This is a genomic window from Gilliamella sp. ESL1225 (genome assembly GCF_058502635.1).
Genome location: NZ_CP196358.1, coordinates 766806 through 788251, shown reverse-complemented (window position 1 = coordinate 788251; position 21446 = coordinate 766806). Strand labels below are relative to the sequence as shown.

General features: G+C 32.9%; 18 protein-coding genes. 7 read left to right on the top strand and 11 right to left on the bottom strand.

Annotation, left to right across the window (positions count from 1 at the left end):
• Positions 1-50 precede the first annotated feature (50 nt).
• The 4 genes from pflB to ACSYSW_RS03470 all read right to left on the bottom strand — a co-directional run bounded on the left by pflB (position 51) and on the right by ACSYSW_RS03470 (position 4824).
• The gene (pflB, locus tag ACSYSW_RS03485; protein WP_491704678.1) at positions 51-2333 is read right to left on the bottom strand and encodes a formate C-acetyltransferase; all 2283 of its coding nucleotides are present in this window, start codon (positions 2331-2333) and stop codon (positions 51-53) included.
• Between the two features lie 71 nt (positions 2334-2404).
• Complete coding sequence (gene focA / locus ACSYSW_RS03480; RefSeq protein ID WP_491706322.1) at positions 2405-3214, bottom strand: formate transporter FocA; 810 nt, start codon at positions 3212-3214, stop codon at positions 2405-2407.
• A gap of 261 nt (positions 3215-3475) precedes the next feature.
• A complete protein-coding gene (gene mltC / locus ACSYSW_RS03475) occupies positions 3476-4546 on the bottom strand; it encodes a membrane-bound lytic murein transglycosylase MltC (protein WP_491704680.1) in 1071 nt (356 codons plus the stop codon).
• Positions 4547-4554: 8 nt separating this feature from the next.
• The gene (locus ACSYSW_RS03470) at positions 4555-4824 is read right to left on the bottom strand and encodes an oxidative damage protection protein (protein ID WP_491704681.1); all 270 of its coding nucleotides are present in this window, start codon (positions 4822-4824) and stop codon (positions 4555-4557) included.
• Positions 4825-5109: 285 nt separating this feature from the next.
• Here ACSYSW_RS03470 and ACSYSW_RS03465 point away from each other — a divergent pair, with 285 nt between their 5' ends.
• Both ACSYSW_RS03465 and yihA read left to right on the top strand, forming a co-directional pair.
• Positions 5110-6321, top strand: a complete 1212-nt coding sequence (locus ACSYSW_RS03465) for an aspartate aminotransferase family protein (protein ID WP_491704682.1) — start codon at positions 5110-5112, stop codon at positions 6319-6321.
• Positions 6322-6386: 65 nt separating this feature from the next.
• A complete protein-coding gene (gene yihA / locus ACSYSW_RS03460; protein ID WP_491704683.1) occupies positions 6387-7001 on the top strand; it encodes a ribosome biogenesis GTP-binding protein YihA/YsxC in 615 nt (204 codons plus the stop codon).
• 62 nt (positions 7002-7063) lie between these two features.
• Here yihA and asmA read toward each other — a convergent pair whose 3' ends face one another.
• The 4 genes from asmA to ACSYSW_RS03440 form a co-directional block, all read right to left on the bottom strand.
• On the bottom strand, positions 7064-8968 hold the full coding sequence (gene asmA / locus ACSYSW_RS03455) for an outer membrane assembly protein AsmA (RefSeq protein ID WP_491704684.1): 1905 nt from the start codon (positions 8966-8968) through the stop codon (positions 7064-7066).
• 32 nt (positions 8969-9000) lie between these two features.
• The gene (gene dcd, locus ACSYSW_RS03450) at positions 9001-9582 is read right to left on the bottom strand and encodes a dCTP deaminase (protein ID WP_491704685.1); all 582 of its coding nucleotides are present in this window, start codon (positions 9580-9582) and stop codon (positions 9001-9003) included.
• Between the two features lie 83 nt (positions 9583-9665).
• Complete coding sequence (mltA, locus tag ACSYSW_RS03445; RefSeq protein ID WP_491704686.1) at positions 9666-10748, bottom strand: murein transglycosylase A; 1083 nt, start codon at positions 10746-10748, stop codon at positions 9666-9668.
• A 107-nt stretch (positions 10749-10855) separates the two neighbouring features.
• Positions 10856-11155, bottom strand: a complete 300-nt coding sequence (locus ACSYSW_RS03440) for a hypothetical protein (protein ID WP_491706294.1) — start codon at positions 11153-11155, stop codon at positions 10856-10858.
• A gap of 547 nt (positions 11156-11702) precedes the next feature.
• Between ACSYSW_RS03440 and cycA the strand changes: the two genes are divergently transcribed.
• Positions 11703-13088, top strand: a complete 1386-nt coding sequence (gene cycA / locus ACSYSW_RS03435; RefSeq protein WP_491704688.1) for a D-serine/D-alanine/glycine transporter — start codon at positions 11703-11705, stop codon at positions 13086-13088.
• Positions 13089-13266: 178 nt separating this feature from the next.
• On the opposite strand, the gene nudF is transcribed toward cycA, so the two are convergent.
• Positions 13267-13896, bottom strand: a complete 630-nt coding sequence (nudF, locus tag ACSYSW_RS03430; protein WP_491704689.1) for an ADP-ribose diphosphatase — start codon at positions 13894-13896, stop codon at positions 13267-13269.
• Positions 13897-14033: 137 nt separating this feature from the next.
• Here nudF and tolC point away from each other — a divergent pair, with 137 nt between their 5' ends.
• Positions 14034-15377 (top strand): outer membrane channel protein TolC, encoded by a 1344-nt coding sequence (gene tolC / locus ACSYSW_RS03425; protein ID WP_491704690.1) that lies wholly within the window; start codon positions 14034-14036, stop codon positions 15375-15377.
• A gap of 261 nt (positions 15378-15638) precedes the next feature.
• Positions 15639-17306 carry an energy-dependent translational throttle protein EttA gene (ettA, locus tag ACSYSW_RS03420; RefSeq protein WP_491704691.1) on the top strand — a complete coding sequence of 556 codons (1668 nt, stop codon included), beginning with the start codon at positions 15639-15641 and terminating at the stop codon, positions 17304-17306.
• A gap of 120 nt (positions 17307-17426) precedes the next feature.
• Here the strand turns inward: ettA and rfaP are convergent, their stop codons facing one another.
• Complete coding sequence (rfaP, locus tag ACSYSW_RS03415; RefSeq protein ID WP_491704692.1) at positions 17427-18230, bottom strand: lipopolysaccharide core heptose(I) kinase RfaP; 804 nt, start codon at positions 18228-18230, stop codon at positions 17427-17429.
• Positions 18227-19345, bottom strand: coding sequence for a glycosyltransferase family 4 protein (locus tag ACSYSW_RS03410; RefSeq protein ID WP_491704693.1), 1119 nt, complete (start codon positions 19343-19345; stop codon positions 18227-18229). Before ACSYSW_RS03410 ends, rfaP begins: the two co-directional genes overlap by 4 nt.
• A gap of 212 nt (positions 19346-19557) precedes the next feature.
• Between ACSYSW_RS03410 and recA the strand changes: the two genes are divergently transcribed.
• Both recA and ACSYSW_RS03400 read left to right on the top strand, forming a co-directional pair.
• Positions 19558-20604 (top strand): recombinase RecA, encoded by a 1047-nt coding sequence (gene recA, locus ACSYSW_RS03405; RefSeq protein ID WP_491704694.1) that lies wholly within the window; start codon positions 19558-19560, stop codon positions 20602-20604.
• Between the two features lie 36 nt (positions 20605-20640).
• On the top strand, positions 20641-21153 hold the full coding sequence (locus ACSYSW_RS03400) for a regulatory protein RecX (protein ID WP_491704695.1): 513 nt from the start codon (positions 20641-20643) through the stop codon (positions 21151-21153).
• Positions 21154-21446 lie beyond the last annotated feature (293 nt).

The following is a 21446-nucleotide window of genomic DNA, read 5'->3' as shown; positions in this document are numbered from 1 at the left end:
AAGAAAATAAAGGCTCCTGTTGGAGCCTTTAAAAGAAGATCAATTAATCGTTAAATTTTTTGGGTAAATGTACGATTAATTACGTCTTTTTGTTGTTCTTGCGTTAATGAGTTAAAACGTACCGCATAACCAGAAACACGAATAGTTAATTGTGGATATTTTTCAGGGTGATCCATCGCATCAAGTAAAGTTTCACGGTTTAAGACGTTAACATTTAAATGTTGACCGCCTTCAACGGTTGCTTCATGGTGGAAATAACCATCCATTAAACCAGCAAGATTACGTTTGCGTGCATCATCATCTTTACCTAGTGCATTAGGAACGATAGAGAAGGTATAAGAAATACCATCTTTCGCATAAGCAAACGGTAATTTAGCAACAGAAGTTAATGATGCCACAGCACCTTTTTGATCACGACCATGCATTGGGTTAGCACCAGGTCCAAATGGCGCTCCAGAACGGCGTCCATCAGGAGTATTACCTGTTTTCTTACCATATACAACATTAGAGGTAATAGTTAACACTGATTGGGTTGGTTTTGCATTACGATACATTGGTAGTTTTTGAATTTTCTTCATAAAACGTTCAACAAGATCAACTGCAATATCATCGACGCGTGGATCATTGTTACCAAATTGTGGATATTCGCCTTCAATTTCGAAATCTGTCGCAATACCATTTTCATCACGAATTGGTTTTACTTTCGCGAATTTGATTGCTGATAATGAGTCAGCTGCAACTGATAAACCAGCAATACCGCACGCCATAGTACGAATAATATCGCGATCATGAAGTGCCATTAAAGAAGCTTCATAGCTATATTTATCGTGCATATAGTGAATAGCATTTAATGCAGTAACATATTGTTTTGCAAGCCAGTCCATAAATTTATCTAAACGTTCAAAAACAGTATCAAAATCTAAATATTCATCTGTAATTGGAGCCATTTTTGGACCAACTTGTGCTTTAGATTTTTCGTCAATACCACCATTGATTGCATAAAGTAATGTTTTAGCAAGGTTAGCACGAGCTCCAAAGAATTGCATTTGTTTACCAACAATCATCGGGCTTACACAACACGCAATCGCATAATCGTCATTATGAAAATCTGGACGCATTAAGTCATCATTTTCATATTGTAAAGATGAAGTATCAATTGACACTTTTGATGCAAAGTTTTTAAAACCTTGTGGTAATTGTTCTGACCAAAGAATTGTCATATTTGGTTCAGGCGAAGGTCCCATTGTGTAAAGAGTATTTAAAAAACGGAAACTGGTTTTAGAAACTAAAGTACGTCCATCGATACCCATACCAGCGATTGATTCAGTTGCCCAAATTGGATCGCCTGAGAATAATTCATCATATTCAGGAGTACGTAAAAAACGAACCATACGTAATTTCATAACAAAATGGTCAACGATTTCTTGCGCTTCTTGTTCAGTAATTAAACCTGCTTTTAGATCTCGTTCAAAATAAATATCAAAGAAAGTTGAAGTACGGCCTAATGACATAGCTGCGCCATTTTGTGACTTAACCGCTGCTAAATAACCAAAATAAGTCCATTGTACTGCTTCTTGAGCTGTGGTCGCAGGTTTTGAAATATCATAACCATATTTCGCTGCCATTTCTTTAATTTGACCAAGTGCACGATGTTGTTCTGCAATTTCTTCACGACGTTGCATTGTCATGACTAAATCTACACCATTTTCAAAATCTTCTTGTAATGAAGTAAATTGTGCAAATTTATCTTGCATTAGGAAATCGATACCGTAAAGGGCAACACGACGGTAGTCACCAATAATACGACCACGTCCATAAGCATCAGGTAAACCGGTAATAATTCCTGATTTACGACAACGTAGAATATCAGGTGTATAAATATCAAAAACACCTTGGTTATGAGTTTTACGATATTCAGTAAAGATTTTTTTAACTAACGGATCAAGTTCACGATTGTATGCTTTACATGAATTTTCGATCATTTTGATACCACCAAACGGCATAATCGCACGTTTTAATGGTTTTTCGGTTTGTAAACCAACGATTTTTTCAAGATCTTTATTGATATAACCTGCATCATGAGCTGTGATATTAGAAATAACACTTGTATCAAAATCTAAAGGTGCATGAGTTGCATTTTCGATTTTAACACCTTCCATAACTTTATCCCATAATTGGGTAGTTGCGTCAGTTGCTCCGGCTAAAAAAGATTCATCACCCTCATAAGGCGTGTAATTTTTTTGGATAAAATCACGTACATTAACGTTATTTTGCCAATCGCCTTGTGTAAAACCTTCCCAGGCTTTTGAATTTTGTTCTTGTAAATTACTCATAGTAGTCACCTCAGACTTATCATTATTAAAGCATTACATCATTCATTTTTTAATATACAAATTAATTAATCTTAGTGATGGGGTTTACGTAAATATAAAGCCCAATATGGCAGTGCGACCATCAAACCGCCTAATATATTTCCAATTGTTACTGGAATTAAATTTTTAACAAAAAAGTGTTCAACCGTTAATCCTTTAAAGGTTTCTGCTGGTATGTTGATTGCAAGCCAAAATTCAGACGGTGCAAAATGATTAATCACAATACCCATAGGAATCATAAACATATTAGCTATACTATGTTCAAAACCGCTTGCCACAAACATTGCAACGGGTAAGATCATAATCAGCATCTTATCAAGTAAACTGCGTCCTGAATAACTCATCCATACAGCTAGACAAACCATAAGATTTGCGAGTAATCCTAAAAATACGGCTTCAATAAAAGAATGGTGAATTTTGTGATCTGCGGTTTGTAATATATTTAATCCCCATTGACCATTAGCCACCATATATTGGCCTGAAAACCAGATTATAGTGACAAATATAATTGCCCCGACAAAATTACCAAAATAAACTAATAACCAATTTCTTAACATTTTTGTCCACGTAATTTTATAGGTCACTTTAGGCAAAATTGTCAAAATAGTGGATGTAAATAGATCCGCTCCACAACAAACAACTAACATTAACCCTAATGAAAAACAAATGCCGCCAACAAATTTAGCAAGACCATAAGCCACAGCTCCTGTGCCCGTTGTTGCAGTAATATAGAAAACAAATGCGATTGAAATAAATATACCGGCAAGAATAGCTGAGAGGATGGTCGATAAGGGATGTTTACTCACTTTGTAAATACTGATATTTTCAGCAATTTTTGTCATTTGTGCAGGCGAAAAAGATTCAACTGTATTATTATCAGTACTCAAACTAACATCCTTATAAAAAATAGGGTTTATTCTGTGAACAGTATACTAAAAATTTTGATCTGCGCATCATTTTTTTCTTTAAAAAAACAGTAAAATTCTGTAATGAAAGTTAAAAAATGCTTTTCCGATAGTGATTTTTAAGATATTTAGGTGATATTTCAGACTAAAAAAGATTTCCATTCTTTCCAAAAAAATGGAAATCTTAAAAAATAATTATTATTTTTTTTCAAGAATACGGTTTACTTTAATCAAATAATTTCTTGATTCTTGTGAGACGTGCGAAGTCACTAATTTTCGATAAACTTGATCTGGTGACATGCGATTAATAATATCAACAGCTTTTACGCGATCTTCTGAAAAAGTACGAAGTACACTCCCTGCGCCACCATTATAAGAAGTTATCATTGCATAACGTAATGACGTTGAATTTTTAATTCCTGCCAAATATTTATTTTTTATTAACGACAAATAAGCCGTTCCCATATCAATATTATTTTTTGGATCTAATAGATACTTACGACTTGGCTCGCTGTCTTTTCCTCGCGTTTTAAAAATATCTCGTCCGGCGGTGTGTTGTTGCACTTGCATTAATCCAAGTGCATCGCTACGGCTTACTGCATAAGGATTATAAGCTGATTCAACTTCCATAATAGCTAAAATTAACCGTTCTTCAATCTTATAACGGTTAGATGCAGCAACAACATGTGGCATAAATTTATGAGCCCGTTGGTCAATATGGTTAGGTACAAGTTTAATCACGATATAATTAATTTCATGATCAGTGGAAACTCGCGTTTTTAATCCTGCAATAAGCAAATAATCAGCAAAATCAGCTGCTTGTTGTTCTAAACGGATAGGTTTTTTATTTTGATCTAAAACTTGATTATATAAAAAAGGCTCGATATTTTGTCTAAATCTAATATTGTTATGACGAATAATATCATCTGGTTCGTTCATAAGTAATGTCGATACAATCGCTTCTTTTAGGTTTTCGGTGGGATTATCTGATAGCGTTTCGACTGTTATTGTCCCTGAAACAAAATTAATATGAACTCGAGTTTCTAAATTATTTTCATATTGTACATAATCTTTTGGGCCAGCAATAAGTATTTCATTTGAGCCCCATATTTGCTCAATATTATTTGCATATTGATTAATAAGAATATTAAATGCATTGGTATCTTTATAATAAAATTCCTCTTGCTCATTTGAAGATTTATTACTACTACATCCTGCTAATAACGATACTATTATCGCAATTAATATATATTTTTGGTAAATTTTCATGGTGTAACTCATTTCATGGGTTGATAACCATCAATAATGATCTCTTCACCTTCAAAAAGAAATTTTACCATTTCACTTTCAATTTTTTTACGATGCTCTGGATTTATCATATTAAATTTATTTTCATTAATAAGCATGGTTTGCTTTTTCAGCCATTCCTGCCATGCTTCTTTCGAAATTTCATTAAAAATGCGCTTACCTATTTCTCCCGGATATAGTTGAAAATCTTGCCCTTCAGCTTCTTTTTTAAGATGATGACAGTAAATTAAACGGGTCATAGTTTTTCCTTATTACAACCTTTATGTTGAAGTAATAATTATACTCGAAATCTCACTTTAAAAAAAAGGAAATTGCTTTTTAGTGATAACTAAAATATCTCATTACAAAAAAAAATTTATTCCATAATATCGAATAATTTAACAATTATAATAAGTAATTTAAGCTATTCTATACATTTCAAAAATGAATTAAAATTCATTTTAATTGAATAAATATTTACAGCCATATTTTATAAGATAAAATGATCGTAATACATTACCTAAATCCTCGTTAAGGATATCAATATGAAACCGAAAATAACGCGTGATTTGTATGAAAAAGTCATTTTACCAGTTTATGCACCTGCACAATTTATTCCGATTGAAGGGAAAGGAAGTCGTGTTTGGGATCAAGACAATAATGAATACATTGATTTTGCTGGTGGCATTGCAGTCAATGCATTAGGTCATTGCCATCCAAAACTTATCGAAGCACTCCATTTACAAAGTGCAAAATTATGGCATGTTAGCAACGTCTATACCAATGAACCTGCTTTAATATTAGCGCAAAAACTGATTAATAATACTTTTGCAGATCGCGTCTTTTTTGCTAATTCTGGTGCCGAAGCTAACGAAGCTGCACTTAAACTTGCGCGCTATTATGCTAATAAAAAATTCAGTCCCTATAAGACCAAAATCATCTCGTTTTATCAAGCTTTTCATGGACGTACTTTTTTTACAGTTTCTGTTGGTGGACAAGCTAAATATTCTGATGGCTTTGGTACTAAACCTGCCGATATTATTCATGTTCCATTTAATAATCTTGATGCAGTTAAAGCTGTTATTGATGATCATACTTGCGCCGTAATATTAGAGCCGATTCAAGGAGAAGGTGGACTTACCTCAGCAACGGTCGAATTTTTACAAGAGCTACGTCATTTATGTGATGAACATAATGCCTTACTTATTTTTGACGAAGTGCAATGTGGTATGGGACGTACGGGTAGTTTATTTACTTATCAAGAATATGAAGTGATTCCTGACATATTAACATCCGCCAAAGCCCTAGGAGGAGGTTTTCCTATCAGTGCAATGCTCACAACAGAGCAAATAGCATGTGTAATGGAAACTGGTGTACATGGCACAACTTATGGCGGTAATCCGCTTGCATGCGCCGTTGCCAACGCCGCGTTTGATATTATTAATACCGTTGAACTTCTCAACGATGTTAAGCAAAAACGCGCCATTTTTATCAAAAAGCTCGATGCCATTAATCAAAAGTATCATGTTTTTAACGAATATCTTGGTAAAGGTCTTTTATTAGGCGCTAAATTACAGCCACGTTATCAAGATAAAGCGCACGATTTTTTAAAGGCTGCTAACGACCATAAAGTTATGATTTTAAGTGCGGGTACGAATGTTTTACGTTTTACTCCCTCTTTGATTATCACCGAACAAGAGATAAATGAAGGTATGGAGCGATTAAGTGAGGCAGCCAAAACGGTTGTCAATAGCTAAGTTTTTCTATAGAGTAGCGGCAATATTAATTAATACTTGCTGTTTCAGCATAAGGAATTCTTATTATGACTGACATTCGTCCACTTAATTATGCCAAAACCCATTTTATATTAAGTGCACCAGATATTACTCATTTACCTATTGATAATGGTGTCGAAGTGGCTTTTGCAGGGCGATCTAATGCGGGTAAATCAAGCGCCTTAAATACGTTAACTAATCAAAAAAATCTAGCAAGAACCAGTAAAACCCCAGGACGGACACAATTAATAAATTTATTTCAAGTAGAAGATAATTGTCGCCTTGTTGATTTGCCGGGTTATGGTTATGCTCAAGTACCGGAAGAAATTAAACGTAAATGGCAAAAATCTTTAGGTGAATATCTACAAAAACGAGAAAGTCTAAAAGGATTAATCGTGTTAATGGATATTAGGCATCCATTAAAAGATCTTGATCAACAGATGATAGCATGGGCAGTATCTGTTAATATCCCGGTTATGTTATTACTCACCAAAGCCGATAAATTAGCTTCAGGTGCACAAAAAAAACAACTTAATATTGTGAAAGAAGCCATTTTGCCGTTTCAAGGTGATATTACAGTTGCGCTTTTTTCATCACCCAAACGCATAGGGTTAGAGCCGTTAAAACAAAAATTAAATGAGTGGTTCACACAATTAGCTTAATAAAAAGCTTAAAAATATCTTTATTTAAAAATAAATTAGCCTATCTAAGATAGGCTAATTATTTATTCAAGGTTAATTTTATTTATCACGCCATTTAATAAATCTAATCCTTTTTGTTTTGATTTCGATTTACTCTCATTTTTAGAATCATCTTTTGACTCACCTTGTTGAAATTTATCACGAAGCTTATCAAGATTTTGTTGTAATTTATCATTAAGAAAATTTTTAATAATTTGATCTGCTTGCAATTGATAATGTAAATTCGAAAAATCCCCATAAATTCGAAGTGGAATAACCATTTGTTGTAATTTAGCAATGGTTTTACTTTTACCATTCCAACCACTTAGCATATTGATCGCTAAATTTAAATCTAAATTACTCGCCAATAAATTAATTTCGCCAGCACCTGTCGCGCTAAGCGTTTCAGAATCTGCTTTCAGATTTGAAAAAGTGTATATTCCTTTATTAAGAGTCCCTTTCGCTGATAATTCGTGAAATTGGGTATATTTTTGCTCTTCTTCAGCAGTGACAGCATCTTTCGCATAGTGTGATATCGCATTTTTAATAATATTAATAATATTAATATTCGTTAAACGTGCATCGCTTATCATTATCGATAAATCACCTTGTAATGTCGATAAAATCGCCGCTGTGTTTATATTTGAGCCTGAAAGTGTACCATTTACATTTAACGTACCTTCAAGATTATTAGTCACTTGGAGTTGATGGAATAATTCATTCAAATTCAACTTATCGACTTGTGCTAATAATTTAACTTGGGAATCTTTCGCATAAGCATGCCCATTTAAAGCCAATTTACCTCCGGCAAAATCAGCATTTAATTGGTTAATATTTAAAATGCCATCATTATTAGCCATATCCGTTACAATATTCGATAAAATTAGATTATTATCTGTTATTTCATTAATGGTTAAATAAAATTTACCATTGAAGGCATTTAAAAAATCTAAACTATTGCCATTAGAATTTTTATTGTTAGCTGAGGTTTCTTTTTGTTGTATTGTTACATTATCTTGATTCGCGTTAGTACGATTTAAAAAAGGGGCAATATCAATTTTATCTGAACGAAGGTTTGCTTCTAGATAAGGTTTATCTAGTCCATTAAAAACTAAAGATCCCGTAATCGTATTATCATTAAAAGTCACATTAAGATCGTTAGTTTTTATCGTAAAAGGAGATTGCTGATAAAAAATAGTCGCATTCATATTTCCTTTTATATTATCCGATGGTATACCTAACTGACTAAAATCATAATCAAATTTTTGTAAATTAATAACAGCTTGTTTAGGATAATCCGTTAAATCGACATTAGCGTTAAGGTTATAAATCACATCTATTTGATTGCGATTGATTTGACCACTTAGGCTAAGTTTTAAATTTTTATCAGAATTTTGTTTAATCACCATATCAAGGTTACGAAAATTAATGACATCTTTACCTTGCTGCCATACAACCGTACTATCATTCACTTCAAATTTATTTAATGCAAAACTCCAACCTGATGATTTTTGTTTAGAATTAGCAGTCTTATCTTTATTACTTTCTTGATTGTTGGCAAGATTACGTTTTTTATCATTAGCAATTAAACCTTCACTTTCAGGTGTAATTGTAATGACAGCCGATTTAACTAATACATTTTTAATCGATAATTGTTTGGTAAATAAAGGAAATAACTCAACATCTAGGCGCATATTATCTGCCGTTAGAATCGGTTTTTCTGCATCTTGATCAGATAAACTAATAGTGTCAGTTAAAATGCTAATTTGTGGCCAAACATGCCAACGTAAATCGCCTTCAATATTGAGATTATAACCTGTCTTATCTTTTACCGTTTCTGCAATAAAACCACGAAAATTATTCGGATCAACAAAGAGTATTAATGAAACGATACCCACCACACATACGAAGATAAAGACCAAAAGTATAATTAAGATTTTTTTGATCATCATAGTTTCCTTAAAAAATGTTAATCTAAATATTAATCGCGATGAATGCGACTAGCAACCGCACCTTGTTGATCTCGATATTTTGCATCCTGCCGACGATTATAAGGTCTTTCTGCATTACCCGTTAATGTTTCAAAACTTAATGCGCCAATCGTCATACCGGGTCTTAATGCTAACGGGATTTTTCCAGAATTGTAAAATTCTAGAACAATTTGTCCTTGCCAACCGGGATCGATACGGTGAGCTGTTACATGAACCATCAATCCTAATCTTGCCAAAGAAGAACGACCATCTAACCATCCAACTAAGTTATCGGGGATAGTAACCGATTCAAGAGTAACGGCGAGCGCAAGTTCACCTGGATGAAGAAAAAATGCTTCATCATCTGCAAGAACAATTTCCTCACTCATCACACGCTCTAGAGTTTTGGATACTTCTTCCTTCGGACCGCTTAAATCAATATAAGGTGTTGTATGTTCTCGAAACGTTCTAAATTTATTGCCCAATCTTACATCAACCGTTGCACCATTAATTGAGCTAATTGACGGTTTGGGAACTATTTTTAATTTTCCTTGTTCAATATAGTTTTCAATATCTCTGTCACATAATCTCATATCATATCCTTAAAAACGTTATCCTTAATGATGGATTTGTGCGTAGTTTAACAGGTTCAACGAATAACGTCGACGGCATAACGTTAAGGTTTAATTAACCAAGCTCGTCCATAATGATTATAATAACCAGCCAGTTTACCTGCTTCTAAACCGACACCTAAATAAAGATCAAAATGATGTTCTTTAATTGCTGCGCCTACATCTAAAGCGACCATTAGACGCATTTCTCGCTTACCTTGATAACGACCAAATTCATCTAATAAAGGAACATCAACTAATATGACAGATCCTATTGGAATAAGTGCTTTATCAGAAGCAACCGCTGCTTTTGCAATTAAAGGAACGGAAGCCGCACCTTTAACATCACTACTATATTGTGGTTTGAAGAAAACAAACGAACGATTTAAAATTAATAATTCTTTTAAGCGTTTTTCACTTTGCTTTGTCGCCCAGTTACGAATGGATTCAATAGAAATATCGGCTTTTGCGATTTGTCCTTGTTCAACCAATAACCGTCCAATACTTGTATATCCGTAACCATTTTTACCACCAAAAGCAAAAAATACCAGCGGTTTACCATCTTCAAAATCGATATAAGCACTACCTTGTACTTCCATCATAAAATTATCAATTAATGAATCAGTATAAGCTATTTCTAATTTTTTACCTTTTAAAGCGCCATCATAAATTTTTTCGCGCGTTGGTAATTTACCTTTATTTTCTGTAGGCATTTTATAAATAGGATATTTAAATTTTGCATCGGGTTTATGACGAGCTTTAATCACTGGCGTATAATAACCTGTCAATAAAACATTACCATAGCCATCACCACCTGACATTTCATAACTGTTTAAACCTATTTTATTAAATTCATGAGAGCCCAATGCTTGATTAATCCATTTATCAACTGCCTGATAGATACTTTTATTTTTTTCATATAAAGAAGGCGAGTGTTGTTTAATTTTTTCAATTTGGACAACATAATCAGAAATATTAACAGGATTATTTAATTGCGGATAAGTTAAAGTCAAAGACTCGTTAAATTTACCGTCTTGATATTGTCCTCCCTCTTTAACCAGTTTATTTTGGCATCCTGTTAATATCACAACAAGATTGAGTAACAAAACTACCCACAATCCATTTTTATTACAGATCATTTTCATCATTCTCGCTAACCATCACTATTAATAGTGTGTTCAAAAAAATCTTATTAAAACTTGATCTCGTATAAATTGAGATCAGTTCAACTATTTCTGGTGATAGTAAATATTTTTCATTTTCCGCCATCACTGTAATCCGGGCTTTTAGGTTCAAAATTACCTTTTATTATTTGCTTGTTTTCATTAAATTTTTCTACGCGCAATTCATTGCGCAAATCCAATAATTCTCTTCTTCGCTGATTAGCATAAGCTGCTTGTTCATGATTTCCTGCTGCTGTTGCACGATTTTGTACAGCGAGCCATTCACGAAATCGCTTATTGATTGCTTCGCGAGCGATTTCGCACAAAATAATTTTGTCATCTGTATTTAAACAATCAGATGATTCTTTGCCATTTAAAAAATTTGCAATCACTTTTTTATCCTTTTGTTGTAAAAATGTCTGGTTGCTTTGTATCAAGCTGGCCAATTTGTTTCTTGTATTCGCGTGAAACACGAACCACAGTAGTAACACCACAACCGATTGTTTCAGCTGTTTTTCTGATACTTGAACCGCTTAAACGCAGCTTAATGATATTTTCATGTAATGCTTATTAGAAGGTCTACCTTTGTAGACCTTATTTTTTTAACTAGCTCAATGCCTTCTTTCTGGCATTGTTTTCGCTTACGCCAATTCTCATGAGCTATACTTAAACGGATTATGTTTTTTGTATTGAGGAATCAACCATACTAAGATAAATATTGGTATGGTTGATGTAAAGCTAAAGAATTAAGGCAAAAAAATCAAAATAATAAAAAAGATAGCTCATTATGCTTTCCAAGCATATTATAAGAAAGTTCTATAAAATCAGGTATATCAGTAAAAATTTTTAATAATATTATTACTTGCGATTTATAGCCATTATCTTTATATTTCTATGCTTGCCCTAAAAAATAATCATACCATAAAAGGTAACAAATTAATGACTACGTCAACAACAAATCATAACCTGAAACGAACACTATCAAATCGCCATATTCAACTTCTAGCTATAAGTGGAGCTATTGGGACAGGATTATTTTTAGGATCAGGCAAAACAATAAGCTCAGCCGGACCATCCATTCTTTTTGTTTATATGATTATTGGATTTATTTTATTTTTTGTCATGCGCGCTATGGGTGAAATTTTATTATCCAATTTAAATTATAAATCCTTTAGTGATTTTGCTGCTGATTTACTTGGACCTTGTGCTGGATTTTTTACAGGTTGGACCTATTGGTTTTGTTGGGTAATAACAGGAATAGCGGATATCGTTGCTATAGCAGGATACACAAAACTCTGGTTTCCAGAATTATATTCTTGGATCCCAATGATTATTACAATTTTAGTATTTCTTATGCTAAATCTTTTGACCGTTAAAATGTTTGCAGAAGCTGAATTTTGGTTTTCAATTATTAAAATCATTGCCATAATTGCATTAATTGTTGTGGGACTTATCTTAATTGCAACATCTTATTATTCCGATAAGACACAAAGTACAGCCTCATTTAGTAATTTATGGATGTATGGCGGTTTTTTCCCGCATGGCATTTTTGGATTTTTTGCTGGCTTTCAAATAGCAATTTTTGCTTTTGTCGGCATTGAATTAATCGGCACAACAGCGGCAGAAACACGTGATCCCCATAAAAATTTACCCCGTGCTATCAATTCAGTACCTATAAGGATCATCTTTTTTTATGTATTTTCATTAATTATTATTATGAGTGTCATTCCTTGGATTAATATCACAGAAAATAGTCCTTTTGTTGAATTATTTTCTCTTATTGGATTACCTGCTGCTGCAAGTATTGTGAATTTTGTAGTGTTAACATCAGCAGCTTCATCAGCAAATAGTGGTATTTATTCAACAAGTAGAATGCTTTTCGGATTAGCAAAAAAGAACGATGCACCTGAACAATTTGGTGAATTATCACGTCGTGCTGTCCCTGCCAATGGATTGATATTTTCTTGTACCTGTTTATTAAGTGGCGTTGTTTTAATCCAAATTGTTCCAAATGTTATTGATGCATTCACCATTGTAACGTCAATTGCTGCAATTTTATTCATGTTTATCTGGACCATTATTTTATTATCTTATATTGCTTTTCGTTATAAACGTCCTGAATTACATAAACAATCGAAATTTAAAATGCCCGGCGGTATTTTTATGTGTGTAATTAGTTTATCCTTTTTTATCTTCGTTATTGTGTTATTAACGTTAGATAAGCACACACGTTTAGCGCTAATGGTAACGCCAATTTGGTTTATTATATTAGGTATTAGTTATTTTATTAATTCATTTAATAAAACAAGAGAGTTGAAACATTGATTCATATATCTATATAGATATTCTTGATTTAATTTTTATTCCGTATAATTTTTATAATAAAAAAGTGATAATTTTGAATTATCTCTTTTTTATTTCAATTATTAAAATTTATTTAGAAGTGCTATATTAATAATAGTTATTTTCATAGTAACTATATCAAATCAGGTTAATAAACAAGTTAGTTCCATTCTTTTTGTAACTTTTGATAATTTAATTGGAGCCATTGGATTGCCATAATTGAGGCTGCATTGTTAATTAAACCCTCTTCGACCCAATCATAAGCTTTGGTCCTGCTAACAACGTGAACCTTAATATCTTCATTTTCTTCATCAAGACCATGCACCCCTTTTGCCGTCGTTGAATCAACTTCACCGACTAAAATATGTAATTGTTCTGTTAAACCACCAGGGCTTGCTAGATAACTTAATACTGGCTTACATCGTCCAATTTTAATACCGGCTTCTTCCATTGCTTCACGCCTTGCCACATCTTCAATTGACTCATTTTCATGATCTATCATGCCAGCAATTAATTCTAAAAGCCAAGGAGTTGATTGAGTTTCAATTGCGGCAATTCGAATTTGCTCAATCATAACAATATTGTCTTTTTTGGCATCATAAGCAAGTAAAACAACTGCATTACCACGTTCAAGAATTTCACGCGTAACAACTTCACTAATCGAACCATCGAATTTACGGTATTGAAACTTATATTCTAATAACGAAAAAAAACCTTTATATAAAACACGCTTAGTAAGATTAAAAACATCTTGCTTGCTAAATTTTATTGGATTTTTATTAATTTCCATAAAAATGACCTTTTTTTACAAGATTTTTAATAAAAAGTGCGAATACCCCATAATGGATTCTTTTTATATATTCATTATCTGATAGAATTAAAAATTGAGAATACCATTTTATTTTATCCATTTGAAAGAGAAATTTGATGAAAAAGACGTTAACATTTTTAATTGGTTTAGTTTTAAGCCAATCAGCTTTTGCTGAAAACCTTGTCCAAGTCTATGAACAAGCCAAATCAACTAATCCCGAATTACGCAGTGCATTAGCAGAAAAAGATAAAGCCTACGCGGCGGTTTCTGGATCTCGTGCTAGTTTATTACCCCAAGTCGGTTTAAGCGCCTCTTATGGTATTAGTCATGGTCGACGTGATTCAAGTGGAACGAAAAATAAAAGCGGTAATTTATACCAAGTTACCCTAACACAAAGCCTTTTTAATTATTCGAATTGGAAAGCCTTCGATATCAGTAAAAAACAAGCTAGCATTTCTGATATTGCTTATCAATACCAAGGTCAAAGCCTGATTTTAAATACCTCAGTCGCATATTTTAATGTATTAAAAGCATTAGAGACTTTAAATTATTTAGAAGCACAAAAAAAAGCGATTTATCGTCAATTAGAACAAACTAGACAACAACATCGCGTTGGTTTAGTCGCTATTACAGATGTACAAAATGCACAAGCAAATTATGATTTAACTATTGCACAGCAAGTGAGTGCTTTAAATGATTTAAATAATTCTATTGAAAACTTACGGCAAATTAGTGGACGTTTTTATTCACAGCTAGCCACTATTGATATTAATAATTTCCATACTGAACAGCCATCGAATATCCAAAGTTTATTAAAGCAATCTGAAACTTCAAATCTTAATTTATTAACAATGAAACTAAATCAAGATATAGCCAGAGAACAAATTAAACAAGCGGATTCAGGTTTCTTACCGACTATTAATCTTGATGCATCAACAAATCTAAACAAAAATCAAAATTACGGTAACGATGTATCAGGGAATGGTAGAGATAGCCAATTTACAGGTAAAAATTATATTGGTTTAAGTGTTAATTTACCGCTTATTTCAGGTGGGGCAACCATATCACAAATTCAACAAGCTCAATATAATTTTGTTAGTTACAGCGAACAACTTGAAAGTACCAACCGTAATGTTATTAATCAAGTACGCTCATCTTACAATAATATTTCGTCAGCAATTAGTTCAATCAATGCTTATCAACAAGCGGTGGTCTCAGCACAAAGTTCATTAGATGCCACTTCTTCAGGTTATGAAGTAGGTACACGTACTATTGTTGATGTATTAAATGCAACGACTCAACTTTATAATGCAAAAAAGAATTTGTCTGACGCGAAATATAATTATTTAACAAGTTTATTACAACTCAAATATGCCGTTGGTACCTTAACAGCAGATGATTTAGTGGCATTGAATAATATGTTAGGTAGTGATGTAAGTACATTAGCTTCAATTAATTAATGACTTAGTTTTTCTTTAAATGTTGTCTTTAAACAACATCTTTAAATGCCATTTTATTTATTAATTATTGAATCAATTATTTTAACAATTCGTTTAATAATAGGATTTAATCAATAGGAAAATGGCATTTTGAGTTATATTTTTCTCTACAATCAATAACATCGATATTTTTAATATTTCCGCATGATATTCTTAATCCTCTTAACCGGATAGATAGTGTATAATTAGCCGTTTTTAAAATTTTTAACTGGATTATATTTTATGGCGCAATATGTTTATACCATGAATCGTGTTGGGAAAATTGTCCCACCAAAACGTTATATTTTAAAGGATATTTCTTTAAGTTTTTTCCCAGGTGCGAAAATTGGCGTACTTGGCTTGAATGGCGCAGGTAAATCAACTTTATTGAGAATTATGGCTGGAGTTGATACCGACATTGAAGGTGAAGCAAGACCACAAACCGATATTAAAATTGGTTATTTACCACAAGAACCAAAATTAGATCCAGAGCAAACAGTTCGTGAAGCTGTCGAACAATCGGTTAGTCATGTAAAAAATGCACTAACTCGACTCGACGAAGTTTATGCCGCTTATGCCGATCCCGATGCTGATTTTGATAAATTAGCTAAAGAACAAGCTGAACTTGAAGCGATTATTCAATCCCATGATGCCCATAATTTATCCAATCAACTCGATAGAGCAGCTGATGCACTAAGGCTACCAGATTGGAACGCCAAAATAGCCAATTTATCAGGTGGTGAACGACGTCGCGTCGCTATTTGCCAATTATTGTTAGAAAAACCTGACATGCTGCTAATTGATGAACCAACCAATCATCTTGATGCTGAATCAGTAGCATGGTTAGAACGCTTTTTACATGATTATGAAGGTACTGTAGTTGCAGTAACGCATGACCGTTACTTTTTAGATAATGTTGCCGGCTGGATTTTAGAGCTAGATCGCGGCGAAGGTATTCCATGGGAAGGTAATTATTCTTCATGGTTGGAACAAAAAGATCAGCGTTTAGCACAAGAAGCATCTGCTGAATCGGCAAGACGTAAATCAATTGAGAAAGAATTAGAATGGGTTCGTCAAAATCCAAAAGGCCGTCAAGCTAAAAGTAAGGCTCGTTTAGCTCGTTTTGAAGAGCTGAATAACAACGACTATCAAAAACGTAATGAGACAAACGAACTTTTTATTCCAACAGGTCAACGTTTAGGTGATAAGGTTATTGAAGTCAATAATTTAACTAAATCGTATGGTGATCGCGTTTTAATTGATAATTTATCTTTTTCGATTCCAAAAGGTGCTATTGTCGGCATTATTGGGGCAAATGGTGCAGGTAAATCTACATTATTTAAAATGCTATCAGGCAAAGAACAACCTGATTCAGGTACTATCACATTAGGTGATACTGTCCAATTGGCCTCTGTTGATCAATTTAGAGATAGCATGGACGACAAAAAGACCGTTTGGGATGAAATTGCCAATGGTCAAGATATTATGCAAATAGGCAATTTTGAAATACCAAGTCGTGCTTATGTTGGGCGCTTTAATTTTAAAGGTAGTGATCAACAAAAACGCATTGGTGAATTATCTGGTGGCGAACGAGGTCGTGTGCATTTAGCAAAATTACTACAAGTTGGTGGTAATGTATTGTTACTTGATGAACCAACTAATGATTTAGATATCGAAACATTACGTGCACTCGAAAATGCCTTATTAGAATTCCCAGGTAGTGCACTTGTAATTTCACATGATAGATGGTTTTTAGATCGTATTGCAACTCATATATTAGATTATCAAGATGAAGGTCATGTTGAATTTTTTGAGGGTAATTTTACTGAATATGAAGAATGGAAAAAACGTACATTAGGTGCTGAAGCACTCGAACCTAAACGAATTAAATATAAACGTATAACGAAATAATATTTTACGTTTTAAAAATAAGATAACACTTGAGTTATCTTATTTTTTTAAGTTTTTTTTATATTACTACTTAAGTATTTTTACTCATTAAAAGTAAAAAAAGATATCAATAACAATCTTTTACAGACCATATTTTTCAGTCCGTCGGCGGATCCGTTCTGTTTTTCGTTTTGCTTGCGTAAGCAATTTTTTCTCTTTCATTAAAATTGTTCTTATTGATTGATTAAAATAAGTGGTTAAAAATAAATAAATATCATGCTCCGTTAAACCAATATGGCTCGAAGAAAAGTAGAGTCCGATTAAATCTTTATCTCTCCACCTTGTCGGAACTTTTCTCCTCGTTTGTGCTCGATGTAAATCAATAATTGATAATTTAATTTTATTTTGCTGTTCAAATAACGGTAAATCCAGTAAAAAATGACATAAATAACAATCGCGATGATTCACACCTGCTTGATGCATTTTGGCAGTCATATTAGCTAAATAAATAATCAGCGATCGTTTAAGAAGATAATTTGGCGGATTTGCTGCCCATGATCGCGTAAAATCTTCTAAACTAATGGTTGGATTAAGATCTTTAGTTATAATAAACGAATGCCTCGTTAACGGATTAAATCCTCGCCGACCAAATGAAAGACCATTCATAGTATTAACATTAGCTTGTGTCAAACGCGCAATTGCTTGCCATTCTTGCTTAGCATCAACCACGGGCAGACGTAATGAGAGTAGATTTTTAATAATCTCTTTCATCGTTATACCACGATGAATTTTAATAAAATATGATTGCCCATTTAAGGTAAAATTAAGTGTCTTACGCTGCTTAACTAAGCGAAATATTTTGCCATTTATCTTTTCAATTTCAGTAAACGGATCTTTATTTTGCCAAAGTTGCTCAAACGGCGATTTTAAAATGATTTCATTCATATAGGATCCTTTAATATGATATCGGCGGCTCGTTCAGCTAAATAATAAAGATCGTGACTATTACCATAGTTAATTGCATTTTTATGCCAATCATTTAATTGCTTCGGATTTGCCATTGCATGATATAAAACCTCATTAAGTTTTTGCTGCTCATAAGGTTCTACAAGTACGGCACCTGCATTCGCATCTCTCACATGATATGCATAACCTGATATCCCTGAAACAATAACCGGAACACCCGCGGCTATTGCCTCGATTAATACCATACCTGCGGCTTCTTGTCTGGCTGGATGTAACAATAAATCTGAAGCAAATAAAAACTCATCAATATCATTACGACCATTATAAAATCTAACTTGCTCAGATATATTTAATTGATTTGCTAATTTTTGATAAGGAGAAGCTTTATCTTGCCCAACAACTAAATAAATAATATTTTTCCTTAGTTCTTTGGGTAACGACGCAATCGCAATAAGTGCGCGATCAACACCTTTACGCTTAAAATCCGAACCAATTTGTAAGATAACATACCGCAAAGGATCGATTTGATTCTTCTGTCGAAATGCCTGACGAATAGATTTTGATGTTGAATGGTATTTTCGATTAATAGCAATACCAGGAGGCAATAGAACAAACCTATCAATAGGTGTTTGGTAATAATGTTGAAAATCTTTAATTTGCTGTTGCGTTAAGGCCATAATTTTTGTTTGGCTAGCCGTTGAAAAAACGGCATCTTCAAAAGCAAGATAATGTCGACATCGTTTTGTTAATCGATATAAAAAGGATTTAAGTGCGACTTTTTTAGCAAAACAGGTATCGCCGGCAAAATAAACGTCTAAATTGGGCATTTTATTAAAACCAATAGTTTTATCGATAGGATAATTATTAATATGTTCGGTAACCCATTTACAATAAGAGTGATGGCGTTTATGATTTGTAAATCCTTTTGTCGGTACAATAATAATTTCAACACCTTCAGGTTTATCACCTTGCCACGAAAGCACATAGGCTCGAATATAATGCCCTCGTAATTTACATGCATTCATGACCTGCATAAAATCACGTTGTAATCCACCATACGGAAAATATTTATAAAGACAAAAAGCCAAACGCATGCTAATACCTCAAAATTCAAAGGACTATTATAACGATAAAACCCATTAAGTGCAGAAAAATAAATACATATTTAAAGATAAGATTTATGAATAAATGGCATAGAGATCGCATTTTTAAATGAACAAATATTGACAATAAAAAAAAACTTGATACTGTATTAGTATACAGTATAATAAATAACAAATATCCCAACTTATCGGAATTTAATTATATGAATGAAAACAAACAACGCGCACTTTCTGCGGCTTTAAGTCAAATCGAAAAACAATTTGGTAAAGGTTCTATTATGCGTTTGGGTGATACGCAAACGTTAGATGTTGACTCAGTATCTACCGGCTCTTTAGGGCTTGACATTGCATTGGGTATCGGTGGTTTACCAATGGGGCGAATCGTTGAAATCTTTGGACCTGAATCATCAGGAAAAACCACGTTAACGCTTTCAGTCATTGCACAAGCACAAAAAGAAGGTAAAACTTGTGCTTTTATTGATGCAGAGCATGCTTTAGACCCTATTTATGCAGCCAAATTAGGTGTACAAGTTGATGATTTATTAGTTTCCCAACCTGATACTGGTGAACAAGCACTTGAAATTTGTGATGCTTTGGTCCGTTCTGGGGCTGTTGATGTCATCATTGTCGACTCGGTTGCAGCCTTAACGCCTAAAGCGGAAATTGAAGGTGAAATGGGCGATTCGCATATGGGCTTACAAGCACGCTTAATGTCACAAGCCTTACGCAAATTAACAGCTAACATTAAAAATGCAAACTGCTTAGTTGTCTTTATTAACCAAATTCGTATGAAAATTGGTGTTATGTTTGGTAATCCTGAAACAACAACGGGGGGTAATGCCCTTAAATTTTATGCTTCTGTCCGCTTAGATATCAGACGTATCGGTGCAGTGAAAGAAGGTGAAGATGTTATTGGTAGTGATACACGCGTCAAAGTGGTAAAAAATAAAGTTGCTGCACCTTTTAGACAGGCTGAATTCCAAATTTTATATGGTTGTGGTATTTCAAAAGAAGGTGAATTAATAGATTTAGGTGTAAAACATAAATTAGTTGATAAAGCGGGCGCTTGGTATAGCTACAATGGTGAAAAAATTGGTCAAGGTAAAGCTAATTCAATTAAATTCTTACAAGAACGTTTTGAAATTGCACAAGAATTAGAAAGTAAATTACGGGAATTATTACTAAATAGCCCTGCTATTTTTGCTGATGATAATGCTGAATTATCTACCGATGAAGATAGTTTTGAATAAATCACCAATATAAAAAATAATTATGTAGAGGGATAAATGAATACTAAAAAACAGAATCCACTTATCTTATCCAAAGCTGTGCAATTACTTGCACAGCGCGATCACTCTATCTACGAACTTTCAAAAAAGCTTACTGTTTTCTTTATTAATAAAAAAACTATTGATCCTTATAATGATACAGTTCAATTAGATGATTTAAAAACCGAAATTGCAAACGTCATTGAATATTGTATTGCGCATAAATGGCTAAATGATGAGCAATATATTGAAAAATATATTGCCATGCGGGCAAGAAAAGGATCGGGATTATATAAAATTAAGATGGAATTGAAAGATCGCGGTCTTCCCGACGATATAATACATTCTATAATGACAAAAACTGAAATAGACTGGATTCAAATCGCTTCTGAACAAATATTAAAAAAATTTAAACATATAGATAAGCAAGATATAAAACAGAGACAAAAAATTATGCAATTTTTACTTACTCGAGGCTTTAATCAGCAAGAAATAAAAAGTGCTTATTGCGCGATTAATATTAATGGATAATTAATATTAATGAATTATATTTTAATCATTACGTCTAAAAATGATAATATTCATCAATAAAAATTATATAAATAAGAAAAACGATAAAATTTATTGTTTTATTTAAAGCTAATAAATATTTTAAATTTATTAATATAAAATTTTCAATATTATTTACGATAAATAATTTAAAACACGCAAAGAATGGTATGCATAAAACTGACTTTATCGATATAAGTATAAAATAGATATAAATTCATATAATTAATTCTGTACCCTTAATGCAAACCTTCCTTTTTTTAATCATAAATTAA

Bases quoted from the DNA above. Each gene is read 5' to 3' on its own strand.
- pflB (WP_491704678.1), bottom strand. From the start codon at position 2,333: ATGAGTAATTTACAAGAACAAAATTCAAAAGCCTGGGAAGGTTTTACA.
- focA (WP_491706322.1), bottom strand. From the start codon at position 3,214: ATGACAAAAATTGCTGAAAATATCAGTATTTACAAAGTGAGTAAACAT.
- mltC (WP_491704680.1), bottom strand. From the start codon at position 4,546: ATGAAAATTTACCAAAAATATATATTAATTGCGATAATAGTATCGTTA.
- ACSYSW_RS03470 (WP_491704681.1), bottom strand. From the start codon at position 4,824: ATGACCCGTTTAATTTACTGTCATCATCTTAAAAAAGAAGCTGAAGGG.
- ACSYSW_RS03465 (WP_491704682.1), top strand. From the start codon at position 5,110: ATGAAACCGAAAATAACGCGTGATTTGTATGAAAAAGTCATTTTACCA.
- yihA (WP_491704683.1), top strand. From the start codon at position 6,387: ATGACTGACATTCGTCCACTTAATTATGCCAAAACCCATTTTATATTA.
- asmA (WP_491704684.1), bottom strand. From the start codon at position 8,968: ATGATCAAAAAAATCTTAATTATACTTTTGGTCTTTATCTTCGTATGT.
- dcd (WP_491704685.1), bottom strand. From the start codon at position 9,582: ATGAGATTATGTGACAGAGATATTGAAAACTATATTGAACAAGGAAAA.
- mltA (WP_491704686.1), bottom strand. From the start codon at position 10,748: ATGATGAAAATGATCTGTAATAAAAATGGATTGTGGGTAGTTTTGTTA.
- cycA (WP_491704688.1), top strand. From the start codon at position 11,703: ATGACTACGTCAACAACAAATCATAACCTGAAACGAACACTATCAAAT.
- nudF (WP_491704689.1), bottom strand. From the start codon at position 13,896: ATGGAAATTAATAAAAATCCAATAAAATTTAGCAAGCAAGATGTTTTT.
- tolC (WP_491704690.1), top strand. From the start codon at position 14,034: ATGAAAAAGACGTTAACATTTTTAATTGGTTTAGTTTTAAGCCAATCA.
- ettA (WP_491704691.1), top strand. From the start codon at position 15,639: ATGGCGCAATATGTTTATACCATGAATCGTGTTGGGAAAATTGTCCCA.
- rfaP (WP_491704692.1), bottom strand. From the start codon at position 18,230: ATGAATGAAATCATTTTAAAATCGCCGTTTGAGCAACTTTGGCAAAAT.
- ACSYSW_RS03410 (WP_491704693.1), bottom strand. From the start codon at position 19,345: ATGCGTTTGGCTTTTTGTCTTTATAAATATTTTCCGTATGGTGGATTA.
- recA (WP_491704694.1), top strand. From the start codon at position 19,558: ATGAATGAAAACAAACAACGCGCACTTTCTGCGGCTTTAAGTCAAATC.
- ACSYSW_RS03400 (WP_491704695.1), top strand. From the start codon at position 20,641: ATGAATACTAAAAAACAGAATCCACTTATCTTATCCAAAGCTGTGCAA.